12 protein-coding genes and 2 pseudogenes are annotated in these 21,261 nt (G+C 62.6%); 4 read left to right on the top strand and 10 right to left on the bottom strand.

Annotated elements, in window-relative coordinates; translation table 11 throughout:
* Positions 1–7,181: 7,181 nt before the first annotated feature.
* From ABD832_RS42210 to ABD832_RS20560, 4 genes and pseudogenes are all read right to left on the bottom strand, one after another.
* Positions 7,182–7,358 (bottom strand): annotated as a pseudogene (locus ABD832_RS42210) (non-reducing end alpha-L-arabinofuranosidase family hydrolase); the annotation flags it as partial.
* A gap of 58 nt (positions 7,359–7,416) precedes the next feature.
* Positions 7,417–7,745, bottom strand: a pseudogene (locus tag ABD832_RS42205) (non-reducing end alpha-L-arabinofuranosidase family hydrolase); the annotation flags it as partial.
* A gap of 15 nt (positions 7,746–7,760) precedes the next feature.
* A complete protein-coding gene (locus tag ABD832_RS42200; protein WP_425582618.1) occupies positions 7,761–8,090 on the bottom strand; it encodes a non-reducing end alpha-L-arabinofuranosidase family hydrolase in 330 nt (109 codons plus the stop codon).
* Positions 8,091–10,646: 2,556 nt separating this feature from the next.
* Positions 10,647–11,717 carry a LacI family DNA-binding transcriptional regulator gene (locus tag ABD832_RS20560; protein ID WP_344897797.1) on the bottom strand — a complete coding sequence of 357 codons (1,071 nt, stop codon included), beginning with the start codon at positions 11,715–11,717 and terminating at the stop codon, positions 10,647–10,649.
* Positions 11,718–11,898: 181 nt separating this feature from the next.
* On the opposite strand from ABD832_RS20560, the gene ABD832_RS20555 reads away from it, so the two are divergent.
* Positions 11,899–12,195, top strand: coding sequence for a DUF3817 domain-containing protein (locus ABD832_RS20555; protein ID WP_344897794.1), 297 nt, complete (start codon positions 11,899–11,901; stop codon positions 12,193–12,195).
* A 140-nt stretch (positions 12,196–12,335) separates the two neighbouring features.
* Here the strand turns inward: ABD832_RS20555 and ABD832_RS20550 are convergent, their stop codons facing one another.
* From ABD832_RS20550 to ABD832_RS20535, 4 genes are all read right to left on the bottom strand, one after another.
* A complete protein-coding gene (locus tag ABD832_RS20550) occupies positions 12,336–12,551 on the bottom strand; it encodes a hypothetical protein (RefSeq protein WP_344897791.1) in 216 nt (71 codons plus the stop codon).
* The gene (locus ABD832_RS20545) at positions 12,548–13,696 is read right to left on the bottom strand and encodes an inorganic phosphate transporter (protein ID WP_344897788.1); all 1,149 of its coding nucleotides are present in this window, start codon (positions 13,694–13,696) and stop codon (positions 12,548–12,550) included. Before ABD832_RS20545 ends, ABD832_RS20550 begins: the two co-directional genes overlap by 4 nt.
* 157 nt (positions 13,697–13,853) lie before the next feature.
* Positions 13,854–14,456, bottom strand: a complete 603-nt coding sequence (locus tag ABD832_RS20540; RefSeq protein WP_344897785.1) for a response regulator transcription factor — start codon at positions 14,454–14,456, stop codon at positions 13,854–13,856.
* 19 nt (positions 14,457–14,475) lie between these two features.
* Entirely contained in the window at positions 14,476–15,717 is a 1,242-nt protein-coding gene (locus tag ABD832_RS20535) for a sensor histidine kinase (RefSeq protein ID WP_413224838.1), read from the bottom strand.
* A gap of 482 nt (positions 15,718–16,199) precedes the next feature.
* Between ABD832_RS20535 and ABD832_RS20530 the strand changes: the two genes are divergently transcribed.
* On the top strand, positions 16,200–16,697 hold the full coding sequence (locus tag ABD832_RS20530) for a pyridoxamine 5'-phosphate oxidase family protein (RefSeq protein ID WP_344897782.1): 498 nt from the start codon (positions 16,200–16,202) through the stop codon (positions 16,695–16,697).
* Between the two features lie 171 nt (positions 16,698–16,868).
* On the opposite strand, the gene ABD832_RS20525 is transcribed toward ABD832_RS20530, so the two are convergent.
* Both ABD832_RS20525 and ABD832_RS20520 read right to left on the bottom strand, forming a co-directional pair.
* Positions 16,869–18,005: a sensor histidine kinase gene (locus tag ABD832_RS20525; RefSeq protein WP_344897779.1), complete on the bottom strand. Its 1,137-nt coding sequence runs from the start codon at positions 18,003–18,005 to the stop codon at positions 16,869–16,871.
* Positions 18,002–18,664, bottom strand: a complete 663-nt coding sequence (locus ABD832_RS20520) for a response regulator transcription factor (protein ID WP_344897776.1) — start codon at positions 18,662–18,664, stop codon at positions 18,002–18,004. The genes ABD832_RS20525 and ABD832_RS20520 overlap by 4 nt, the downstream gene beginning before the upstream one ends.
* Before the next feature lie 151 nt (positions 18,665–18,815).
* On the opposite strand from ABD832_RS20520, the gene ABD832_RS20515 reads away from it, so the two are divergent.
* On the top strand, positions 18,816–20,345 hold the full coding sequence (locus ABD832_RS20515) for a DUF1349 domain-containing protein (RefSeq protein ID WP_344897773.1): 1,530 nt from the start codon (positions 18,816–18,818) through the stop codon (positions 20,343–20,345).
* A gap of 253 nt (positions 20,346–20,598) precedes the next feature.
* Positions 20,599–21,213 carry an acyl-CoA-like ligand-binding transcription factor gene (locus ABD832_RS20510; RefSeq protein ID WP_344897770.1) on the top strand — a complete coding sequence of 205 codons (615 nt, stop codon included), beginning with the start codon at positions 20,599–20,601 and terminating at the stop codon, positions 21,211–21,213.
* The last annotated feature ends 48 nt before the right edge of the window (positions 21,214–21,261 follow it).

Below are 21,261 nucleotides of genomic sequence, written 5' to 3'. Positions count from 1 at the left end.
AGTGATGTTTAAACTCTTATAGTAGCCACTTTAAATTAAGAGCTCAATATTAATAGATATAGCGCGCTTTATCTAGAACATTACTTATTACTATCAGTAACTTATATAACTATTAACGCCGCTAAGGGTCTACTCCGGACCGTCTCTTAATTATAGATCGCTTTTAGTCATAATCTAATAGATTTGTATAATAGACCTACCGCGGCTAAAGAGAGGACCCGCGTACCTAATAGTATTACTAACTAGCTATCTACAGTATATATAGCTCGAGGTAATATATCTATAGAGACGTACAGCTCTATGCTAGCGCTTTAAGTATTGAGCCTAATAGATGTTCTATAGCTTCTAACTATATTATTCTAATCAGAGGCCTCGAATTAAGTTAGGTACTTTTCAGACTATACTCTATAATATAAGTAGGCATGTAATAAACTACTCCATCTATCGCCTACCTACCCTTAGATAGATAGCGGAATAGAATAGATAAACTAGGACAGTATAGGCGACCTATATGATTATAATTTATTCTCCTACTACATTCGACTAGGCAGGCTATTGCCCTACTTACTAGCTCGCGCTTAATAATAGGGAATCGTCTTTTTTCTATAACTCAGTATGAAGCCAAACCGCCGCCTTATGTATAGATCGATATCGATTTAATCTAGCGCATGCTAGACTACACTCGTGTATCTACTATATCGCTAAAGGGGCGAAGGCGTCCGCGTTCGTATAGTACTTAGGAGGGCATAGACCTCGCGCATGCCGCTATTATATATGGCAAGTAGAGAATATGCAAGACTATCTACGAATATATCTAGATAGCCTAGCTAAATAATTCCATAATCGGCGATAATATTTAACTCGATATAACATCTAATATTATAGTTAAACTAGCCCTCGTAAAGCCTCGACTACCTTAAGGCTAAATACAAAGTTATCGGGGTCCCTAATCCCCTAAATATATTACTTTAGACTACGCTATATAGCCTCGTATCCTACCTTCTATATATAGACTAGATTAAGTAGCCATACGCGACTACTCATTAGTATAATGTACTAGTAAATACTCAGGCTAGACTTATTACTATGCCTAGGCAACTATAACCCCGACCTAGAGAAGTATAAATAAAAGAGATCCTCGTAGCGAAGAATACACTGGGGCTATAAAAAGAGGCAAACGTCTATTAAATAAAGAGGCATATGTTACGCTAACTTAAGAACTATTCTAGATGAGTAGATAAGATACGGAAGCCCCTTAGCTATTACGCAGAGTAAGTAGGGAGATATATACTATATATAATAGGCCGAATTATAGTATAAATGTTTCATTTAGGTAGCTACGCAGACTACCGATAATACCTATAATAAAAAGAGGAAAATACTACTATCTAGGCAGGCTCTAGGCTAGTTTCCCTCTACTTAGGGGGAGCGCTTATCTACGTTCTTTTTTATCCTTGAGCGTCCTTATTATTAATAAACATTCGTAAGCGCTAGGGCGCGTAGCAAGGGCGGTAGCGCGGCATAGAGGGTTAATAAGTCGCGGCGAACAACTAGACGCGATGCCCTAATGCGATGAGGGGAGCGCGTAGGGATAGACTATCTACGGTAGGGGCAGAACCTACGCGAGCGCAGATTAAGGCCGCGAGATAGCTATATTACCTAGCGCTATTCCGCGCAGGTCCTCCTCCTACGCGGCTAGGATAGCCGCTAGCTCTCTTCCTAGTATACTAGCGATGCCTCACTAGCGCTAGGCGAATGGCATTTAGCCGCCGACGACCTGATACCTATTACTATTAGCTGACTAGTACTATAGCGTAGCTGGACGTCTCGGAGCTAGTAATTACAGATGTACCGCGGCGGATAGGAGTAGAGCGCGGTAGGGCGCGCGAGCCGGGCGCGACGATAGCGGCGAGGCGTGACAATAAGGTATTATATCGCGTAGCGGCGGGCGACGCGGGGAAAAATCATCCTAGATAGGGCTAGGGGCGAGCGCGGCGCGGCGTCTAGGCGCTGCGTAGATAGCGTGACTAGACGCATATAAATAGCCGCCCGTTAACCTAGGCGCGTTAGCCAGGGTACCCGACAATACGCTAGATAGCAGGCACCGCAGATAAGGCATTATTCGCGGCTATATTATAGTATATCGTCGCACTCTAAGAGGCGCCATAGATACGGGGTATTAGCGAATAAGTACTACGACCGTAAAAGTACCTATATCGCTTTTCGCAATACGTAGTATATAGTATCTCCCAGCGACCGAGCTCGCAAGAGGCCGCGCTATATATAATAAGTCGTATTTAATATAAGACGCGTCATATATAGATATACGATTTCCTAGGCCCGGTATTATCTACGTGTTTATTAGAACAACCCCGAGTAATAATATATATACTAATAGCAAAAAAAAAAAGACAAACACAAATCAATAAGCTAGGGCGGAGTAGAGGGAGTAGTAGATAAGCGTCGGTAGATATATTAGCATAATTTAGGGAGAGCTGGCAGCGGCCGGCGCGAGACAAGGAGTCGGTATAGGCAGGGGCGCGGGGTGAAAGGGAGGCGTAGTTATAACTATAACTCTAGAGTAATTATTAGAGTTAGGCTACTGAGACAAAGTACGCGTATAGTGGCCGAGAAGGGCAAGCGCGATTATTTACTAATCAGCTATACGGGTAAGCTCGAGGTAGTATAATCGCGGTAGAAACATGCCCTCGTAAGTCAGGACTAACTTTTCCGCACGAGTAAGGGGGTATATTATAGACTCAAGCTTAGCCTATATATCTATCTAGTCACGTACTGCCGCTGTCAGGCGCGGGCGCAGGCGCGGCTGGCCCTTTATAGCCTACTAGAGTCACGTGCGCTAAACGCGCATGATATATGTCCCGCGCCTAGCCGGCGCGCGCGCACATGCCCCACCATTTTTCCTTCTATATATCTATTATTACTATACTACAAACGCTACAAGCGTAGACGCCTGAGTGCCAGTTTCATTTACAGCATTATAAGACGAGGATGGTATATTTAGTTAATATCTTAACGAGCTAGAAAAGGCGCTATATATTAATAGCATATTAAAGAGGTGTCTTTATTTAGCTATATAAAGAGACCTAGCTCGACCTCTATACAGAAAAGCTCGTGTAAGGCCTAGGTACGAGTAATAGCGCTTATTTGTTAGTAATATTATTACCCACTCCGAGTCGCGGGTATATATACCTTACTTAGGAGTTATCTTAGACCAAGTCCTATATTAGACTCTTCGGGGCCTAGAAGGCAATTAAGCTAGCCTCTACTTAATTACTTACTAAGCTACGACGCTAACTAGGCTTAAGTAGTAAGTATAGATACTAATTAAGCTACCTAGGCTATTATATGCTACTATATATAGCTAGGATATCTTATAGGCTTTACGGAAGGTCATAGTATAGTAGAAGCTCTTTCGAGAGAGGATATAGAGCGATCTCCCTAGCCTAATATAGGCACCTCTCTCGGTCTTAAGGTCTCCTTACGCTTGATATAGATCTAGTCTCGTAATAGACTAGATGTTGCCCCTATTTTAAAAGCTATACTACTTCTATATATATTAGTATCGTTTACACCCGGGGTAGCGGCGACTCTCATTTATTATAGAGCCTCGATCGACGGTTAATTAATAACTACTAATTTATAATACTATAGTTATCGACTCTAGCGCAAGCCTTTATATATTCGAGAAGAGTCTAGGGCATGCCTTAATGGCTAATAGCATGCTGCCTGATTATAGTAAATATTATTAATAGGCATAAGATAACGCTAAGTCTGCCCCCTTACGTTATTTAGGTGAGCTCCATATAAACCGAGTGAGAGGTAATACAGTAGTGAATGATATAGACTATAGAGCATTACAGAGCTTAATAGTAATTATAGCGTAGTAGCATCGACTATAGAGAAACTTAGAGATTTACATAGCATATAGCATCATTGGTAGCGACTGGCGGCATCAGACTGTAGAGACTATAGAGATTGCATAGTTCAATAGTAATACACTAGCGCTCGTAGCATATGACTATGGAGACTATAGAGACTATAGGTAGATGCATAGTTATCATAGTAAAAATCATAGCGCGTCAGTAGCATAGGGCACTATAGAGACTATAGAGATTGCATATAGTAATAGTAATTGTGTACTCATGTATTGCAGCGCTACGCGGCATAGGACTATAGAGACTATAGAGGTATTCATAGTAGAACTGAACCTACGAGCTAGATTTCATTAAAGATATATCTATAGCAAGAGAGGCGTAGTATAAGCATAGAGCCTCGCGGCACGTATAAGACGAATTAGTAATATCCGAAACGGCAATGGGCCTAAGACTATAGTATAGTGAAAGACGGAAATAATTCGTACCTCGATGTAGCAAGTAAATAACTAAAGCGCGCTACGTAATAGTAATAGGCTTAAGGGAGTAGACGAGCAGAAGAGAGATATAGTCGTTTACTTAAACTACGAGAGAAGGTAAAAGATAAACGCGTTTACTACCTGAGATAGCTAATAAGTATATGCATAGCACCCCTTTCTTAGTAGAGAGGCACAACTATTTACGATATAGGCAGTAGGTAAGATTAATTTAGAAGAAAAGTAGAATTGTAATTTAGGTAGATAGGCCCTTAGCTTTTTACTCCTTTCCTTCGGCTTCCAGGGGGGGTGTGGGGGTCACAAACGGGCCACAGGACAACGCCACATTTCGCGGGGGGGGGGGCGGGGCCGGAGGGGGGGGGGGTGGGTGGGGGGCGGGGGGGGGCCACATGGTCGGGGGGGGCATTTGAAAACATGGCCTGGGCCGGGGCGAACGTTATCGCGCCGTCGCCTGGGGGTGGGCGTGGTCTTCGGCGTCGGCCCTGGTGCTGTAGGCGGCGCTGTACCTGGCACTCGCGCGCGCGATCCGGTCCACGCCGGAAACGCAACGACGAATGGACCGGGCGCCTGGCCCGGCGTGAGGGAGCACGCGCATGACGACTACGATCGAACCTGGAAACCGCCCTGTGGAAGTCCTATCGCCTCGCTGCGGCGGCGCGGGCCCCCTAGGCAGCGGCTCTTCATACCTGGCCCCTGGTGGACTGTACCGGCGGGCGTACGGACGGCGGGCGGCCCGGGACGGGCGGGAGCGGCCTGCCTCCTGTCGTGGCCCCGGCATCGCCCGTCGGTCTCTCGTCAGCTCCGGTATGACCGCGCCGTCCCGGGAGCACGCCGGCGCCCGCCACCACGGGTGCCGGCACCGTGCCCGAAACCGGGCGGGGGTTCCCGGGTGGACGGCTCCGGGACGAGGCGAGGTGTCACCCGGACCGGCCGGTGCCGGCGGCCCGGTCAGCCGGTCGCCGCGGCCGGGGTGCGCGCCGCCATCCGCCGTTCGAACCACACCGAGGTGAACGGCGGCAACAGCGCACCAGCCAGGCCGAGCGCCACCGTTCACGCTCCCAGCCCGCCTCCACCCCGCGCCGAAGAGCACCACCCGGCCGCTATACAGCACGAACATGCGCCGTGATCGTCCACACCTTCACCCCGAGGTCGCCCGGTCGCGGCCACGTACTTGAAAGACATCCCGACCGCACCCCACAGACACCGCCTCGGCCACCGCCACGACCCGAAACCAGCGCAGCATGCCTCACCCCTCCCACTCCGAATGATCACGCATACTCTACAAGCCTGTAGAGCACGGTCCGAGAGGTAGGGGCCGAGGCGCCGTCGCCGTCCGCCCGTGGTGCGCGGGCCCGATCCCCCGCAAGATCACGGAAACCGTTAGGACCATCCGGTCCCGCGCCACCCCGGGATCTAAGCTGTTTTCATGACCGCCATCGGAGTCGTTCCCGTCGTCGCCCGAGCGGCCCGAGCACCGAACCATCTCGGAGATCGCCGAGCGGGCGCGGTGTCGGTCTCGACGGTGTCCAAGTCGTCACGGCAGGCCGAGGTCCCCCGGGCACCCGGACGGCCGTCGAGAGGATCATCGAGGGTACGCTACCCCCCCCCCCCCCCCCCCCCGCCGTCGCGCAGCCCGCGACCGATCGGCGATGATCAGGCGGCTTCCACGAGATGGAAACCGGCGTCCGGCTACGCACAGATGGAGAACCATCAAGCGGGTCCGAGCAAACCGGTCACGCGACGGCACGCTGTCCCTGGTGCTCTCTCAATAGAGCCCAACCACAACCCAAACCACACCCACAAACACACAAAACCCAAAAAAAAAAAAAAAACCAACAGAGGACGCAGGCGCGGAACCCACGCCCCCCCACACCAAAAAATGTTTCCGAGGGCCCTTCTGCACCTGCGCACCTACCGGGTGATCGCCGTGTCCTCCGGGTTCACCCCGCCGCCCCAGACGGAACAGCTGCGCAGCCGAGATCCCCCCTGGTCCTCGTGGATCCGACGGGCGAAACCCTCCCCCACTAGGTCCCGTCGGTGGCGAGCCTGCCAACTGAAAGCGAGGGCTGACGGCCACACCCGTCACCATGCTGGAACTTGGACAAAACCGCCGTATCGCGATCATCGCCGGCCCGCCGCCACCTGCTCTCGGCACGCTGCCCCGGCTCGACTGCTAACCAGCGCGGCGATGGACCAGCGGGAGTACCAGGGGACACCGCTCCTTCGTACGCGGGACAGTTATCCGTTCGAGGACGGCGTCGAGCACGCGACTGCCCTGCCACCCTTCCGGAACCAACCGACAGCGATCCTCGCTTCACGACCGGCCTGGCCATGGGATCTACCTGCGGCCGCGAGGATGGCATGCGCGTCCCCGGCGCGTCAGCCGTGGTGGCTTCGACGATCTGGACGCCCGCTCGCCCATTGGGTCGCCCGCCCTGACCCCGTCCGCCAGCCGCTGCGGGACATGGGCATGGCCGGTGCGTCCATGGTGGGGGGCCTGACCAACGGCGAGTCCCCGGTCCAGAAACCGCCTCATCCTGAGCACCGATCTGATCGTCCGGGGAAGCAGCAAGCACGCGCCTGCCGGGAGACGTCCGGTGACCGGTGCGATAAGCGGGACCCGTGTCCCACGGTGGAACTGGTGGGCCCCGGGCGCGGTGATCGCTCTCTCCCCCGCCACGGGGCCGGTTCAGTGGTGGACCCGGCAGAAGGCCGGATCGGTGTGAGTCAGAGTCGTCAGCGCTGGAGGGTCACAGGGCCCGGCCGGTAGGGCAGGAGGCCGTATTCGGGGTTACGTTGGGGTCGCGGCCCCTGGTAGAGCACTGCAGTTGCAGGGGTCGACTGTCATGGTCTTGGTCGGCCAACTGGTGCGCAGCAGCTCAACGTGGCTGATGTCCGTTTGGTCCAGGTTGGCGCCGCTGTTGGCCTTGCCCGCGAACGGGTTGGACTCGGTGGCGGCCTGCGGGGTCCCCGAACCGTTTCAGGCTGGTGGGGTGAAGGAGCGGAAGTAGCGGCCCCGCGCGCCCCATGGCCTCGACGATCATGAGGTAGCGGTTCTGGTTCTGCAGCTTGTAGACCTGCACGAAAGCCTCGAACAGGTTCTCCTTCGTGTCGCTCATGATGACGGTCGACGGGAGCCGAAGTTCCGGGGAAGTTTACCGATCCGGCATGCTGGTCCGGTAGATCTTGCGTTGTCGCCGGCGGAAGAACAGGTACTGTTCGTGCCGTTCGCGATGACGGTCTGGTCGTGGGGCCGGTGTCGAGCCGTGATGCTGCCGGTGAACATGACCTGCTGGCCGACAGCCGTTGGGTTGGTGGGTTGTGGAGGTGCCGTTAGAAGAAAGGCGGCTCCGCCGCCCCACTGGTAGGTTCAGCACCCAGATTGTTCTTGGGGGCGAAGTAGAACAGCGAGGGGGCCACCGCGCCGCGGCGGACATCGCGTTCTGGCTGCCGAGGCCATCTGCGACCAGTTGGTGAACAGGCCGAAGTTCATCGAGCCCCAGTCTTGCCGAAGTCGTGGGGTCGTGCGTAGACGAGCTGCTTGCCCTCGTAGGGGGCGACGGTGAAGTCCCTTGAGCGAGACCCAGACCCGACCTCGGTTGGCCAGCACGCCCCGTCGAGCTCCAGCGGTACGTCGAGGGAAGGTCGCACCTACCGCCGGTCGGCGTCGCGTTCGGGGGGGGGGGGTCGTCGTCGACATATAGCGCGCAAGATGTGTTGTCTCCTGATCTCGTCTTTCCATTCGTCTTTTCACTAACGTAAAAAACAGAAAACAAAAACACACGGAGGAGGAAGTAAAAGAAGAGAGATTACCACGTCCCGTAGAGAGTACAGGGACTTTGGAAAAACACTCGCCGCATATATCTACTCCGACACCGAACCGTGTTTAACCGCCTAACTCGTCTGTTAGTTGCTACCTTCCCTCGACTTAACTCGTGCGTCTGTCTGTCCCATATTGGACTTAAGTTTAGCTCGAACTTGGCTTGTTCTTTTTCATCAAGCCCATGGTCGCGGGGCTGATGGGTCTCGCTCAAGGACCTTTCACCGTTGCGCCACTCCGTCGCACCCTCGTGGCAAGCAGCTCGTCCTCAACGACACCAATCGGACGAAAATTTAGCAGTAGAGACCCCACGACTGTTTATGTCCCCTCGTTGTTTTTAATATCCGCCCTACAGCACGCAGTCGTCGTCTTCCCTCGCGGCAAGACCTGGGTCTCGATGAAACTTCGGCCTGTTTCCACGCAACAACTAACGTGTCGCAAGATGGCCTCCGGCCACAGCCAAATAAACCGGCGATAAAATGTTCCGCCGCCGCGGTGGGCACCACTCCCTCTCTGTTCTAATCTTCCGCCGACCCAAGAACATCTGGTGTGTGGTTGGGCCCCCCCTGACCTACTACATGGGAGGAGCGGGCGAGGCCGCCGTCGCTTCTAGAACCGCACCCTCACCCAACGCCCACCGACCCCAACGCTGGGTCGGGGCGGGTGGCCCATGCCCCAAAGGGGGTCATGTTCGAACAACCGGCAGCAAACCATAATACACAACGTCGTAGTTCCGACGCAAAGCTACCGGCCTCCATCGACCATAAACCGTCATCGCCGACGTGGCACCGAACATGTAACTCCTTCTGTTTCCTTTTTACCAGGAATTTTATGAGTAATTTTGACCTAGTTTATTGCTCCCCTTTTTTGTTGTTTTAATCAGAGTTCCCCCATTATATTAGGCAGTGTTACATTCGCTGGTAAAAGCGGACCCTCTTGCGGCCGGCGACACGTCAGAAGATCTCGTCTACCCGGAAAACCCACAGGGCATTGCCCGACTTCGGTTAAATCTTATCCTACCCTCTGGTCAACTTCCGTGCGTGCGGCTCGAGGTCTCGACCGATCAAATGATCGGGTTGGACGCAAATATCGCAATAGCATTAATGGCGGAGCTCCCGTAGCCCAATCCCGATAAAAAAAAATATGATACGAGATTTACTGTTATGAAATAAAAGAAAGTCCCTGCCGTGTACTAGTACCATGAGCATAGAACACGATAAAGGAGAGGAACCTGTTCGTTCGAAAAGAAGGCCGTGCGAATCACGGTCGTCTCGTGGCCCCCATGGTTACCAACGTAAGGTCTACAACTGCAGGGAAAAAAAACAAGGAATATGTAACCCCAGAAATCCTAAAAACCGCTAAACCGTCTACATTGGGTTATAATCCGGTTGGTCCGGATAAGTTAAAGGTACCCTAATGTGGGCGCAGGCGGGGGGATATACCTGTCCGACCGGGGGTTTCCGCTATACTTACAACATTTTTCTTCACGTTCACGACGACAAGACAAAATACCACTGAGTGCCTCAGGTAAAAAAAAAACGATAAAAATGAAAATAAAGAAAATAAAATAAGTAAAAAAAAAAAAAAAAAAAAAGAAAAATAAGAGAAAAAAAGATAAAGTGAAAAAAAAAATTAATAAACAGAGGTAAAGACTAAAATAAAGAAAAAAAAAAATTACACAATATTAAGGAAAAAAAAATACGATAAATACACTGTAATAAAAAAAAAGATAAATATAATGCATTAAAAAAACCCTTTGGAGAAAAAACATAGTAAAAAAAAAGTGTACTATGTTAAAAATAAGAAAAAATAAACTTATAGTACGATGAACTAAAAAAGAAATATATCACTAAACTAATACTTTAATATAATTAGAATAAATGTAAATTAAGTCATCATACAAAAAAGCAGAAAAAAGAAAGTAAAAAGAAAAAAAGTTAATATTATGATAAAAGGGCAACTTTGTTTAATCGTGGACACCCTCGTCACCTCTCAGAGGGAGGAAAGCTAGATGGTCTGGCCGCGTCGCCCACAAAGACCGAGGTCCGCCCAACCGTTCTGCGTGTGCAAGGCCAACAGCTGGTGCCCTGGTTCTTACCCAGTGATATTGGGCCAACTTCTGGAACGCAACGAAACAATCAGCCAACGGTGAGTAGCCTTCTGTAGCGGGCGCCACTGGTCGAGCAGAGTGCCGACCAGACCATGACCGTCGACCCCTGCAACCTGCAGCTGCTCTACCAGGGCCGCGACCCCAACGTCAACCCCGAATACGGCCTCCTGCCCTACCGGCCGGGCCTGCTGACCCTCCAGCGCTGACGACCTGACACCGATCCGGCCTTCTGCCGGGTCACCACTGAACCGGCCCCGGGCGCGGGGAGAGAGCGATCACCGCGCCCGGGGCCCACCAGTTCCCCCGTGGGACACGGGTCCCGCCTCTCATCGCACCGGTACCGGACGTCTCCCGGCAGGCGCCGTGCTGCTTCCCCGGACGATCAGCTCGGTGCTCAGGATGAGGCGGTTCTGGACCGGGGACTCGCCGTTGGTCAGGCCCACCACCATGGACGCACCGGCCATGCCCATGTCCCGCAGCGGCTGGCGGACGGTGGTCAGGGGCGGGCTGACCCACTGGGCGGGCGTCAGATCGTCGAAGCCCACCACGCTCACGTCGCCGGGGACGCGCATGCCCATCCTCGCGGCCGCCTGGTAGATCCCCATGGCCAGGCCGTCGTTGGAAGCGAAGATCGCGGTCGGTGGTTCCGGAAGGGTGAGCAGGGCCAGCGCGTGCTCGACGCCGTCCTCGAACAGGAAACTGTCCCCGCGTACGAGGCGCGGGTCCACCGGTACGCCCGCCTGGTCCATCGCCGCGCGGTAGCCGTCGAGCCGGGCCCGTGCCGAGAGCAGGTGCGGCGGGCCGGCGATGATCGCGATACGGCGGTGTCCCAGTTCCAGCAGGTGACGGGTGGCCGTCAGCCCTCCGCTCCAGTTGCCGGCGCCCACCGACGGGACCTCGTGGGAGGGTTCGCCCGTCGGATCCACGAGGACCAGGGGGATCTCGCGCTTGCGCAGCTGTTCCGTCTGGGCGGCGGTGAACCCGGAGAACACGGCGATCACCCCGGAGGGGCGCCGGTGCAGAAGGCCCTCGAACCAGGCGGGGTCCGCGACCTGCCGTCCCTGCAGCTGCGAGAGCACCAGGGACAGCCGGTGCCGTCGCGTGACCTGCTCGACCCCGCTGATGATCTCCATCGCGTAGCCGGACGCCGGTTCCAGCTCGTGGAAGACCAGCTCGATCATCGCCGAGCGGCTCGCGGGCCTGCGCTGACGGCGGTAGCCGTACTCCTCGATGATCCTCTCGACGGCCGTCCGGGTGCCCGGGGAGACCTCGGCCCTGCCGTTGACGACCTTGGACACCGTCGAGACCGACACCGCGGCCCGCTCGGCGATCTCCGCGATGGTCAGGGGCTCGGGCCGCTCGGGCGACGACGGGAACGACTCCCGTGAGGCGGTCATGAAAACAGCTTAGATCCCGGGGTGGCGCGACCGGATGGTCCTCACGGTTTCCGTGATCTTGCGGGGGATCGGGCCCGCGCACCACCGGGCGGACGGCGAGGCGCCTCGGCCCCTCCCCTCTCGGGACCGTGCTCTACAGCCTGTAGAGTATGCGTGATCATTCGGAGTGGAGGGGTGAGGCATGCTGCGCTGGTTCCGGGTCGTGGCGGTGGCCGAGGCGTGCTCATGGGCGGGTCTGCTGGTCGGGATGTTCTTCAAGTACGTGGCCGCGACCGGCGACCTCGGGGTGAAGGTGTTCGGACCGATCCACGGCGCACTGTTCGTGCTGTACGCGGCCGGGGTGGTGCTCTCGGCGCGGGAGGCGGGCTGGAGCCGGGGCACGGTGGCGCTCGGCCTGGCGTGCGCGGTGCCGCCGTTCACCTCGGTGTGGTTCGAACGGCGGATGGCGGCGCGCACCCCGGCCCGGCGACCCGCCTGACCGGCCCGCCGGCACCGGCCGGTCCGGGTGACACCTCGCCTCGTCCCCGGAGCCGTCCACCCGGACCCCCGCCCGGATGTCGGGCACGGTGCCGGCACCCGTGGGGGCCGGGCGCCCGGCGTGCTCCCGGGACGGCGCGGTCATCCCGCGAGCATGACGTAGAGACCGACGGCGATGCCGGCGGCCACGACCAGGAGGCAGAGCCCGGCTCCCGCCCGCCCGGCCGCCCGCCCGGCCGTACGCCCGCCGGACAGGCCCACCAGGGCCAGGGAGAAGACCGCGGCCAGGCCCGCGCCCGCCAGCAGCGAGGCGAGCAGGACCTTCCACAGGGCGTCCAGGTCGACGTAGTCGCTCATGCCGCGTGCTCCCTCATCGCCGGGGCCAGGCGCCCGGTCCATTCGTCGTTGACGTTCCCGGCGTGGACCGGCTCGCGCCGCGAGGCCAGGTACAGCGCCGCCGACAGCACCAGGGCGACGCCGAAGACCACGCCCACCCCCAGCGCGCCGCCGATCACGTTCGCCCCCGCCCAGGCCAGTGCCCCGACCAGGGCCGCGGCCGGAAGGGTGACCAGCCACGCGACGGCCATCTTGGCCGCGACGCCCCAGCGGACCTCGGCCAGGTGCTTGCCGATGCCCGAGCCGATCACCGAGCCGGTGCACACGTGCGTGGTCGACAGCGGGAACCCGAAGTGCGAGGAGGCGAAGATCACGGCCGCCGAGGAGCTCTCGGCCGCGAACCCCTGCGGGGTCTCGATGTCGGTCAGCCCCTTGCCCAGGGTGCGGATCACCCGCCAGCCGCCCAGGTAGGTCCCCAGCGCGATCGCGGTCGCGCTGGCCAGGATCACCCAGAACGGGGTCTGCGCGTCCTTACCGATCACCCCGGCCGCGATCATCGCCAGCGTGATGACGCCCATCGTCTTCTGCGCGTCGTTGGTGCCGTGGGCGAGCGAGACCAGTGACGCCGAACCGATCTGGCCGTAGCGGAACCCGCGGCCCCGGGTGCCCTCGGGCACGTTACGGGTGATGACGTAGACCAGGTAGGTGCCGACGGCGGCCACCAGGATCGCCGCCAGCGGCGCCAGGACGGCCGGGATCAGCACCTTGGACACGATCTCCGCCCCCTTGACGGCCGAGGCGCCCGCCGCGATCAGCGTCGCCCCGACCACCCCGCCGATCAGCGCGTGCGAGGAACTGGAGGGGATGCCGAAGTACCAGGTCAGCAGGTTCCAGGCCAGGCCGCCGATCAGGCCGGCGAAGACCACCGTCAACGTGATCGCGCCGGTGTCCACGATGCCGGTCGCGATGGTGGCCGCGACCTTCAGCGACAGGAACGCCCCGGCGAAGTTCAGCACCGCCGACAGCGCGACCGCGATCTTCGGCCGCAGCGCCCCGGTGGCGATCGAGGTCGCCATCGCGTTGGCGGTGTCGTGGAAGCCGTTGGTGAAGTCGAAGGACAGCGCGGTCACGATCACTATCGCGAGCAATACGAGGTTCGCATCCATAACCGCACATATGACACCTTGGGGGGTCTCTAACCGTCTGTTGCCGTTTCCTAGCGGAGAGTTCACGCTCCCGACAACCGGAGGTCGCGTTCCCGGCGCCGGAGGAGACCGGGGCATCGAGGCCGGGACGCCAGGACCGGTGTGTCGAGGCCGGGGCTCAGAGCCAGTCGTGCTCACGCGCGTAGCGGGCCGCCTCGTGCCGGGTCCGGGTCTGGGTCTTCTGCATCGCGTTCGAGAGGTAGTTGCGCACCGTGCCCTCCGCCAGGTGGAGGCGGGCGGCGATGTCGGCGGCCGAGTAGCCCTCGCCGGTGGCCCGCAGCACGTCGATCTCGCGGTCGGTGAGCGGGCAGTCGTCGACGATGGCGAGGGCCGAGACGTCCGGGTCGATCCATCGCCTGCCCTCGTGCAGGGTCGCGATGACCGAGACGATGTGCGCCGGTTCCGCGGACTTGCTGACGAAGCCCTGGACCCCGAGCCTCAGTGCCCTGCGGAGCACCCCGGGCCTGGCGTGGCGGGTCAGCATGAGGATCACCTGCTCGGGGAGGGCGCGGCGGATCTCCGCGACGGCCTCCAGCCCGTCCATGCCGGGCATCTCCAGATCGATGACGAGCACGTCGGGCCGGTGCCGCAACGTGGCCCGGACGGCCTCCCGCCCCTCCTCCGCCTCGGCGAGCACGGTGATCTCGCCCTCCAGCGGGAGCAACGCCGCCAGTGCCTTGCGCAGGAGCGCCTCGTCGTCGGCGAGCACCACGGTGGTCATCGGCCGTCCCTTCCCGCTCTCACAGGGCGGCGCCCGAACGACCGTGCGGGAACGCCGCGGCCGTCAGGAAACGCCCGTCCTTCTGCTCCACCGTCAGCTCGCCTCCGTTGCCCGCGACGCGTTCCCCGAGCGTGGCGAGCCCTCGCAGCTCGGGAGGCGGGGCCTCCCGCGCGCCGTCGTTGACGATGGTGATGCCCGTCCCCGTCAGGGTGATGCGCACCTGCCCGGCCTGCGCGTGCCGCAGGATGTTGGTCGTCGTCTCCCGCAGCACCTGGCCGAGCAGCTCGCCGACGTGCGGGTCGACCTCGGCCTCGCGGTCGACGCGCACGCGGATGCCCGCGGCCTCGAAGAGGTTCTTGGCGTTCTCCAGTTCCGCGGACAGGTTGAGCCGCCGCTGCGCGTAGGCGAGCTCCTTGGTCCGGGCGATGGTGTCGCCGACCAGGGCGTGCACCTCCCGCAGTTCCTGCTCGACCCGTTCGGCGTCGCTGTGCACCAGCTTCCTGGCCAGCGCGATCTTCAGCTTCACCACGTGCAGCGTGTGGCCCTGGATGTCGTGCAGGTCACTGGCGAAGCGCATGCGCTCCCGGACGACGGCCAGCTCCGCCTCGCGTTCCCGCGCCTCCTCCAGCTCCGCGACGAGGCCGTAGAACCTCTGGTTGGGGAACATGAGGCCGATCACCACCGCCGTGACGCCCGCGGGGAGGATGACGTACGCGATCAGGACGCCCGGGACGTCCTCCCGGGTGACCAGCAGCCTCGCCGCGCCCACCGCGGCGACATAGAAGACCAGCCCGATGACCGCCAGGCCTCGGTGGCGCGGCAGCCGGGGGACGGCGAGAGAGCCCACGATCAAGATGCCGTAGAAGGCCGTGCCGGTGCCCATCACCAGCGCTCCGAGGGCCCACACGGCCGCGGTGACGGCCAGGCAGGGGATCGCGACGCGGGAGGTGTCACGCGCCGCCCACCGCACGAAGAACACCAGGGCCGCGGCCACGCCCAGCCCCAGGACGAGCGCCTGCCACCAGGTCCGGGCGTCCATCGCCACCAGCAGCAGCCCGACGACGGTGAGCAGCGGGAGGAACATGACGAGGTTGAGCCTGCGCAGCCGTCCCCGCGTCGTCCCCGCGGGCTCGGGGACTGTGCGCGTCCCCGGCCGGTCCGGCCCTGCGGCCCTCACCCGGCCGCCGAGCCGCCGGGCCGGGCGGCGGCCCCGGCCGGAGCGTTCGTCACGGCCGGGACCGCGGCCGTCCGCGCCGGCCACCGGCCGCTCCCCGGCCGTGACCGCGCGCCGTCGGACGAAAGCCCGGCACCGGGGCGGGACCGGGGGAACACCGCACGGACCGCGCGGACCGCGCAGGGAGCGGTCATGCGGGCCGTCGGCGGAACGCGCGAGGCGTCGGTGTCCATGGGTGACCGGTCCTCCGGAGTCGAACGGCGGGGGTCCGCCCAGTATCCATCCGGTTCCGCGCCGGCGGCACTGACGCAGCGTCACACGTCGGCCCGGGAGATGTCATGGAGAGGTCATGACGCGGTCGCACCACCCGGCGCCCCGGCACCCCCGGTGACCGTCCACGCCGTCCACGCCGTCCACGCCGTCGACGACACGGCCCCGCCGTCGTTCGCGCCGATCTCCGGGGCCACCGGGCCCCGCCGAGGCCCGTGCATGTCGAGAACGCGCGGCCGGCTCCGTCCCGGCTCGTGAACGCGTCCGGCCGGGCGCGTCGGAGCGTGAGGGAGACGGGCATGAACCGACAGGACGTCGCCGAGGTGCTGGCCAGGCCGATCTCGCGGGAGCTGCTGGGGTCGTCGATCCCGGCAAGGCTGGCCTACACCGGTGTCGACGGCGCACCCCGGGCGATCCCGATGGGGTTCCTGTGGACCGGCGGGCAGCTGGTCATGGCCACCGTGCCGAAGGCGGCGAAGGTCCGGGCGCTGCGGCAGAACCCCCGGGTGGCGCTCACCGTCGACACCCAGGACCGGTGGCCCCCGCGGGCGCTGCTGATCCGCGGCACGGCGCGGGTCGAGCCGGTCGAGGGGGTGCCGGACGCCTACGTCGAGGCGTCCCGGAAGGTGGTCCCGGCCGAGCACTTCGAGGACTGGCAGCAGGGGGTGCGGGCCCTGTACGAGCGGATGGTCCTCATCACCGTCGAGCCGGACTGGGCGAAGCTGCTGGACTTCGAGACCACCGTCCCCAAGGCCGTCGAGGACCTGGTGCTGGCGTACCGGGGCGGTCGCCGGTGACGGGCGACGCGTCCCGGGTCATCGGCGGGGCCGAGCGGCGCCTCGCAGGTGTGCTCCACGTCCCGGCCGGTCGGCGGCCTGCCGTCGGGGAGCTCCGGCCCCTCCTTCGGAGCGAGGACGTTCATCACGTGCACATGATTCGCAACGGGCCGGAGTGGCCCCCTTCCCGTGTCACCGGTGATCGCTCGTGCCACCGGCGGCGTCAGGAGGGGGTCCGCCCGGGAAGCGCACGGTGACGGACAGGCCGCCTTCGGGACGTGCGGCGGCGGTGAGGGTGGCGTGGTGGGCCCGCGTGACGGCGTCGACGATGGCGAGCCCGAGGCCGTGGCCGTCGTGGCGGCCGTGACGTTCGGGCGCCAGCCTCTGGAAGGGGTGGAAGAGGCGCCGGATCTGGTCGGCGGGGACGACCGGCCCGCTGTTGACGACCGTGAGGGTCGCCCGCGCGCCCGAGGTCCGGGTGGTGACCTCCACGTGCCCGCCCGCGTGGTTGTGGCGGACGGCGTTGTCGACGAGGTTGGCGACGAGACTCTCGACCAGCCTCGGGTCCCCGGCCGTCACCGCGGGTGCCAGGTGCCCGGTGAGGTCGACGCCCGCCTCCGCGGCCCGGTCGCGGCGGGAGCCGAGGACGTCCCCGGCGATGCGGGCGAGGTCGAGGGCGTCCCGCCGGGTGACGCCGCGCTCGCCGGTGGCCAGGGCGAGCAGTGCCCGGACGAGCCGCTCCTGGTGCTCGCCCAGGGTCAGGGCCTCCTCGCAGGCCGAGCGCAGGCTGCGGGTGTCGGCGCCGGGGTCGGCGAGGGCGACCTCGAGAAGGGTGCGCAGACCGGCGAGAGGGGTGAGCAGCTCGTGGGAGGCGTTGGCGACGAAGTGGCGCTGGGCGTCGAAGGAGGCGTGCAGGCGGGCGAACAGGTCGTCGAGGGTGTGGCCGAGCTCGGTCAGCTCGTCCGCGGGCTCGCCGAGGTCCAGGCGCCGGTGGAGGTTCCCGGCGGAGATCATCTGAGCGGTGGCGGTGATGGCGCGCAGCGGTCGCAGGAACCGGCCGGCGACGAACCAGCCCAGGGCCAGGGCGACCGGGACCAGAAGGACCAGGGCGGCGGCGGATCCCGCCAGGAGGTGCGGCGGGCCGATCCCGGGAGCGGTTCCGGTGACGGCGCCCGGCGAGAGGCCACCCTTCGGGGTGGCCGCCTCGACCGTGGTGAGCGGGACGGCGACGAACACGAGCACCAGGACCCCGGCCGCGTAGACGCCCGCCGCGTAGGCGAGCGCGAGCCGCGTCTGCAGCGACCTCCTGGCCTGCGCGCGGAAGGTCACGACGGCCCGATGCGGTAGCCGCCCTCACGGACGGTCTCGATCACGGGCGGGTCGCCGAGCTTGGCCCGCAGCCGGTGCACGGTGTGCTTGACGGCGCTGCTGAAGGGGTCGGCGGCCTCGTCCCAGACACGTTCGAGCAGTTCCTCGGCGGAGATCACCAGGCCGGGCACGGCGAGCAGGCATTCGAGCAGGGCGAACTCACGAGGGCTCAGCTCCAGGCGACGCCCGGCCCGGAACGCGACCCGGCGGGCCGGGTCGAGGGTGACGTCCCCGCACGCCAGGGTGGGCGGCAGCGGCGGGGTGGCGCGCCGGGCCAGGGCACGGACGCGGGCCACCAGCTCGGCGAACGCGAACGGCTTGGGCAGGTAGTCGTCGGCGCCGAGACCGAGCCCGTCGACGCGGTCCTCGATCGTGCCGGAGGCGGTCAGCATCAGGACGCGGGTCTCGCAGCGGCCGTGGGCGAGGCGCCGGCAGATCTCGTCCCCGTGGACACCAGGCAGGTCGCGGTCGAGGATCACCACGTCGTAGCGGGTGGCGGCCAGGCGGTCGAGGGCGGCGGTCCCGTCCAGGACGACGTCGACGGCCATGCCCTCGCGGCGCAGCCCGGTTCCGACGGAGCGGGCGAGGATCTCGAAGTCCTCGACGACGAGGACCCTCATCGCCGCTCGTCGCCGGTCGTCATGCGGGCGGACCGGCCGGACCGGTCGCCGGGTGGGGGTGCCATGGCCCAACGATCCCAGATCCCCGGTTCCGGCCGGGTCGCGACGGCCGCGACCCGGCCGGGACCGGGTGCCGCGTACAACCGTCGCCATGAGTTCATCGACACCTGACCGATCCGCCCGGCGCGCCGGGCGGGACGCCTTCTCCCGGTCGCTGCGCGCGCAGTGGGCCGCGTTCCGCTCCTCGCGCGGCCGGGTGCTCGCCATGGCGGCCTCCGTGCTGATCACCGTCTCGATCGGGCTGCTGATCGCCGGAGGCGCCCGCAGCACCTGCGTGACCTCGAAGGGCGAGGGCGTCTGCCCCGCGCCGCTGACCGGGCCCGACGGCACGGCGGTGAGGGACAGGTACTACTTCGTGCACCAGCCGCTCACCGGGAACGGCGTCATCACCGCCCGGGTGTCGGACATGACCGGGCAGATGCGGCTGCCGGACGCCGTCCCCGGGGTGCGCAACGTCAAGGAGGGGGTGGTGCCGTGGGCCAAGGCCGGGCTCCTGGTCCGGCAGAGCCTCACGCAGGGCACACCGTACGCCGCCGTCATGATCACCGGTGGTCACGGCGTGCGGATGCAGCACAACTTCGTCCACGACGTGGCGGGCGGTCCCGTACGAGGGCCCGTGTGGCTGCGGCTGACCAGGACGGGCGACACCGTCACCGGCCACGAGTCACCCGACGGCAGGCGCTGGACCGAGGTCGGCACGGTCACGCTGCCCGGCCTGCCCCGGACGGTCGAGATCGGGATGTTCACCACCTCGCCGGGGGTGCTGTGGCAGACGGCGAAGGCCTTCGCCCAGGCCACGGCCACCTTCGACCGGATCGAGCTGCGGGGCGCGAACGGTTCGTGGCGGCGTGACGACGTCGGCGTCTCCCTGGGCCCCGACGGCAGGACCCCGCATCACCCGGGCGGGGTCGCCGAGTCCGGTGACAGGCTCGTCGTGACCGGGAGCGGTGACATCGGGCCCGCCACGGTGGAGGGCGGTCTGCGCGCCGACCTCATGCTGGCCGGTGGGGCCCTGGGGCTGGTCCCGGTGCTCGTGGCGATGGTCTCGTTCATCGCGGCGGGACACCCGCGCGGACCGGCCGGGACCGGCCCGGAGGCCGGGTCGCGTCCGGCGCGCCTGCCGGCGGCCAAGGTCGTGGTGGCCGGTGCGGTCGCGTTCGTGACGGGGCTGGTGGCCTCGGGGGTCGTGGTCCCCGTCGGCCTGGCGCTGTTGCGCGCCAACCGGAACCCGGTCCAGCCGATCACCATGGGTACCGGGCTGCGGGTGGTCATCGGTCATGCGGCGCTGACCGCGGCCGTCGCCGTGCTGGCCCTGGGCCTGGCCGCGCTGGCCGGGCGGCGCGTCGTGGCCGCCGGGCTGGCCGTCGCCCTGGTCGTCGTGCCCCACCTGGTCGCGGCCGCGGGCCTGGCGCCATGGCTGCCGGCGGTCACCCCGGCCGCCGGGTTCGCGATCACGCAGAGCGTTCCCTCGTTCGCGCACGTGGACGTGAACCGGTCACTGCTCGGCGGTCACCACCCGCTCCCGCCCTGGGCGGGCCTGGCCGTGACCTGCGCGTACGCCGCCCTCATCCTGGTCCTCGGCGCGGCGGCGGCCGCGCGCCGCGGGAGGGCGTCCCGCTAGGTCCGGCTCCGCCGAGGGCGGCGAGACCGGTGAGCTTCGGCCCGGGCTGGAGGCCGGGCACGAGTCGATCGTGCTGCTCGCCATGATCGAGGGCCTGGCCTCCGACATCCTGTTCGGCGTGCGCGACCCCGGCCAGGCCATGGCGAGCGTGCTCTACCACCTGGACGGACTGGCCCGTCCGCACATGTGATCCACGACACTTCATAATATGAAACATTGCAGAATATGAAAGTTCTTCCCTACTGTTGGCACCGTGACCACCGCAGAGAGCGCCTACGAGCTCGGCCGTAGGGATCGGAAGAAGCTCGAGACCCGCGCGGCCCTGGAGCACGCCGCCCTCACGCTGGTGGCAGAGCGCGGTCTGGCGGGTGTCACGGTGGAGGACATTGCCGAGGCGGTGGACCTCTCCTCGCGGACGTTCTTCAACTACTTCCCGTCCAAGGAGGACGCGCTCGTCGGCGCGGGCCCGGCGTCCGCCGACGAGCTGCGCGAGAAGCTGGACGCGGTGCCCGCGGATGTGCCCGTCCTGGAGGCGCTGCGCCTGGTGTGGCGGGCCGAGGCCGAGTGCGTCCAGAAAGAGCGCGAGCGGTGGCTGCTGCGGCTGAAGGTGTTCGAGCAGAACCCGTCGCTGCTGCCCCGGCTGGTCGCGGGCGGCACCGAGACCGAGCGCGTCGTCTCGGCCGCCGTCGCGCGCCGGACGGGGGTGGAACCCGGTACGAGCGGCTACCCCGAGCTGGTCACCGCGGTGACCTTGGCGGCCTTCCGGGTGGCGATGATGCGCTGGAGCGCCGCGGACGGCCGCCCGGCGCTGGCCGACCTGGTCGACGACGCCTTCGCCCGGCTCGCCGCCGGACTGCCCGATCCGTGACCGTCCCGGTGACCGCCCGGGTCACCGTCCCGCTCCCACCGTCCCGCT

The organism is Streptosporangium longisporum, assembly GCF_039534895.1.
Classification (GTDB): Bacteria; Actinomycetota; Actinomycetes; order Streptosporangiales; family Streptosporangiaceae; genus Streptosporangium; species Streptosporangium longisporum.
Note: the sequence above shows the minus strand (reverse complement) of the source record. Positions and strands in the feature narration are given on the sequence as shown.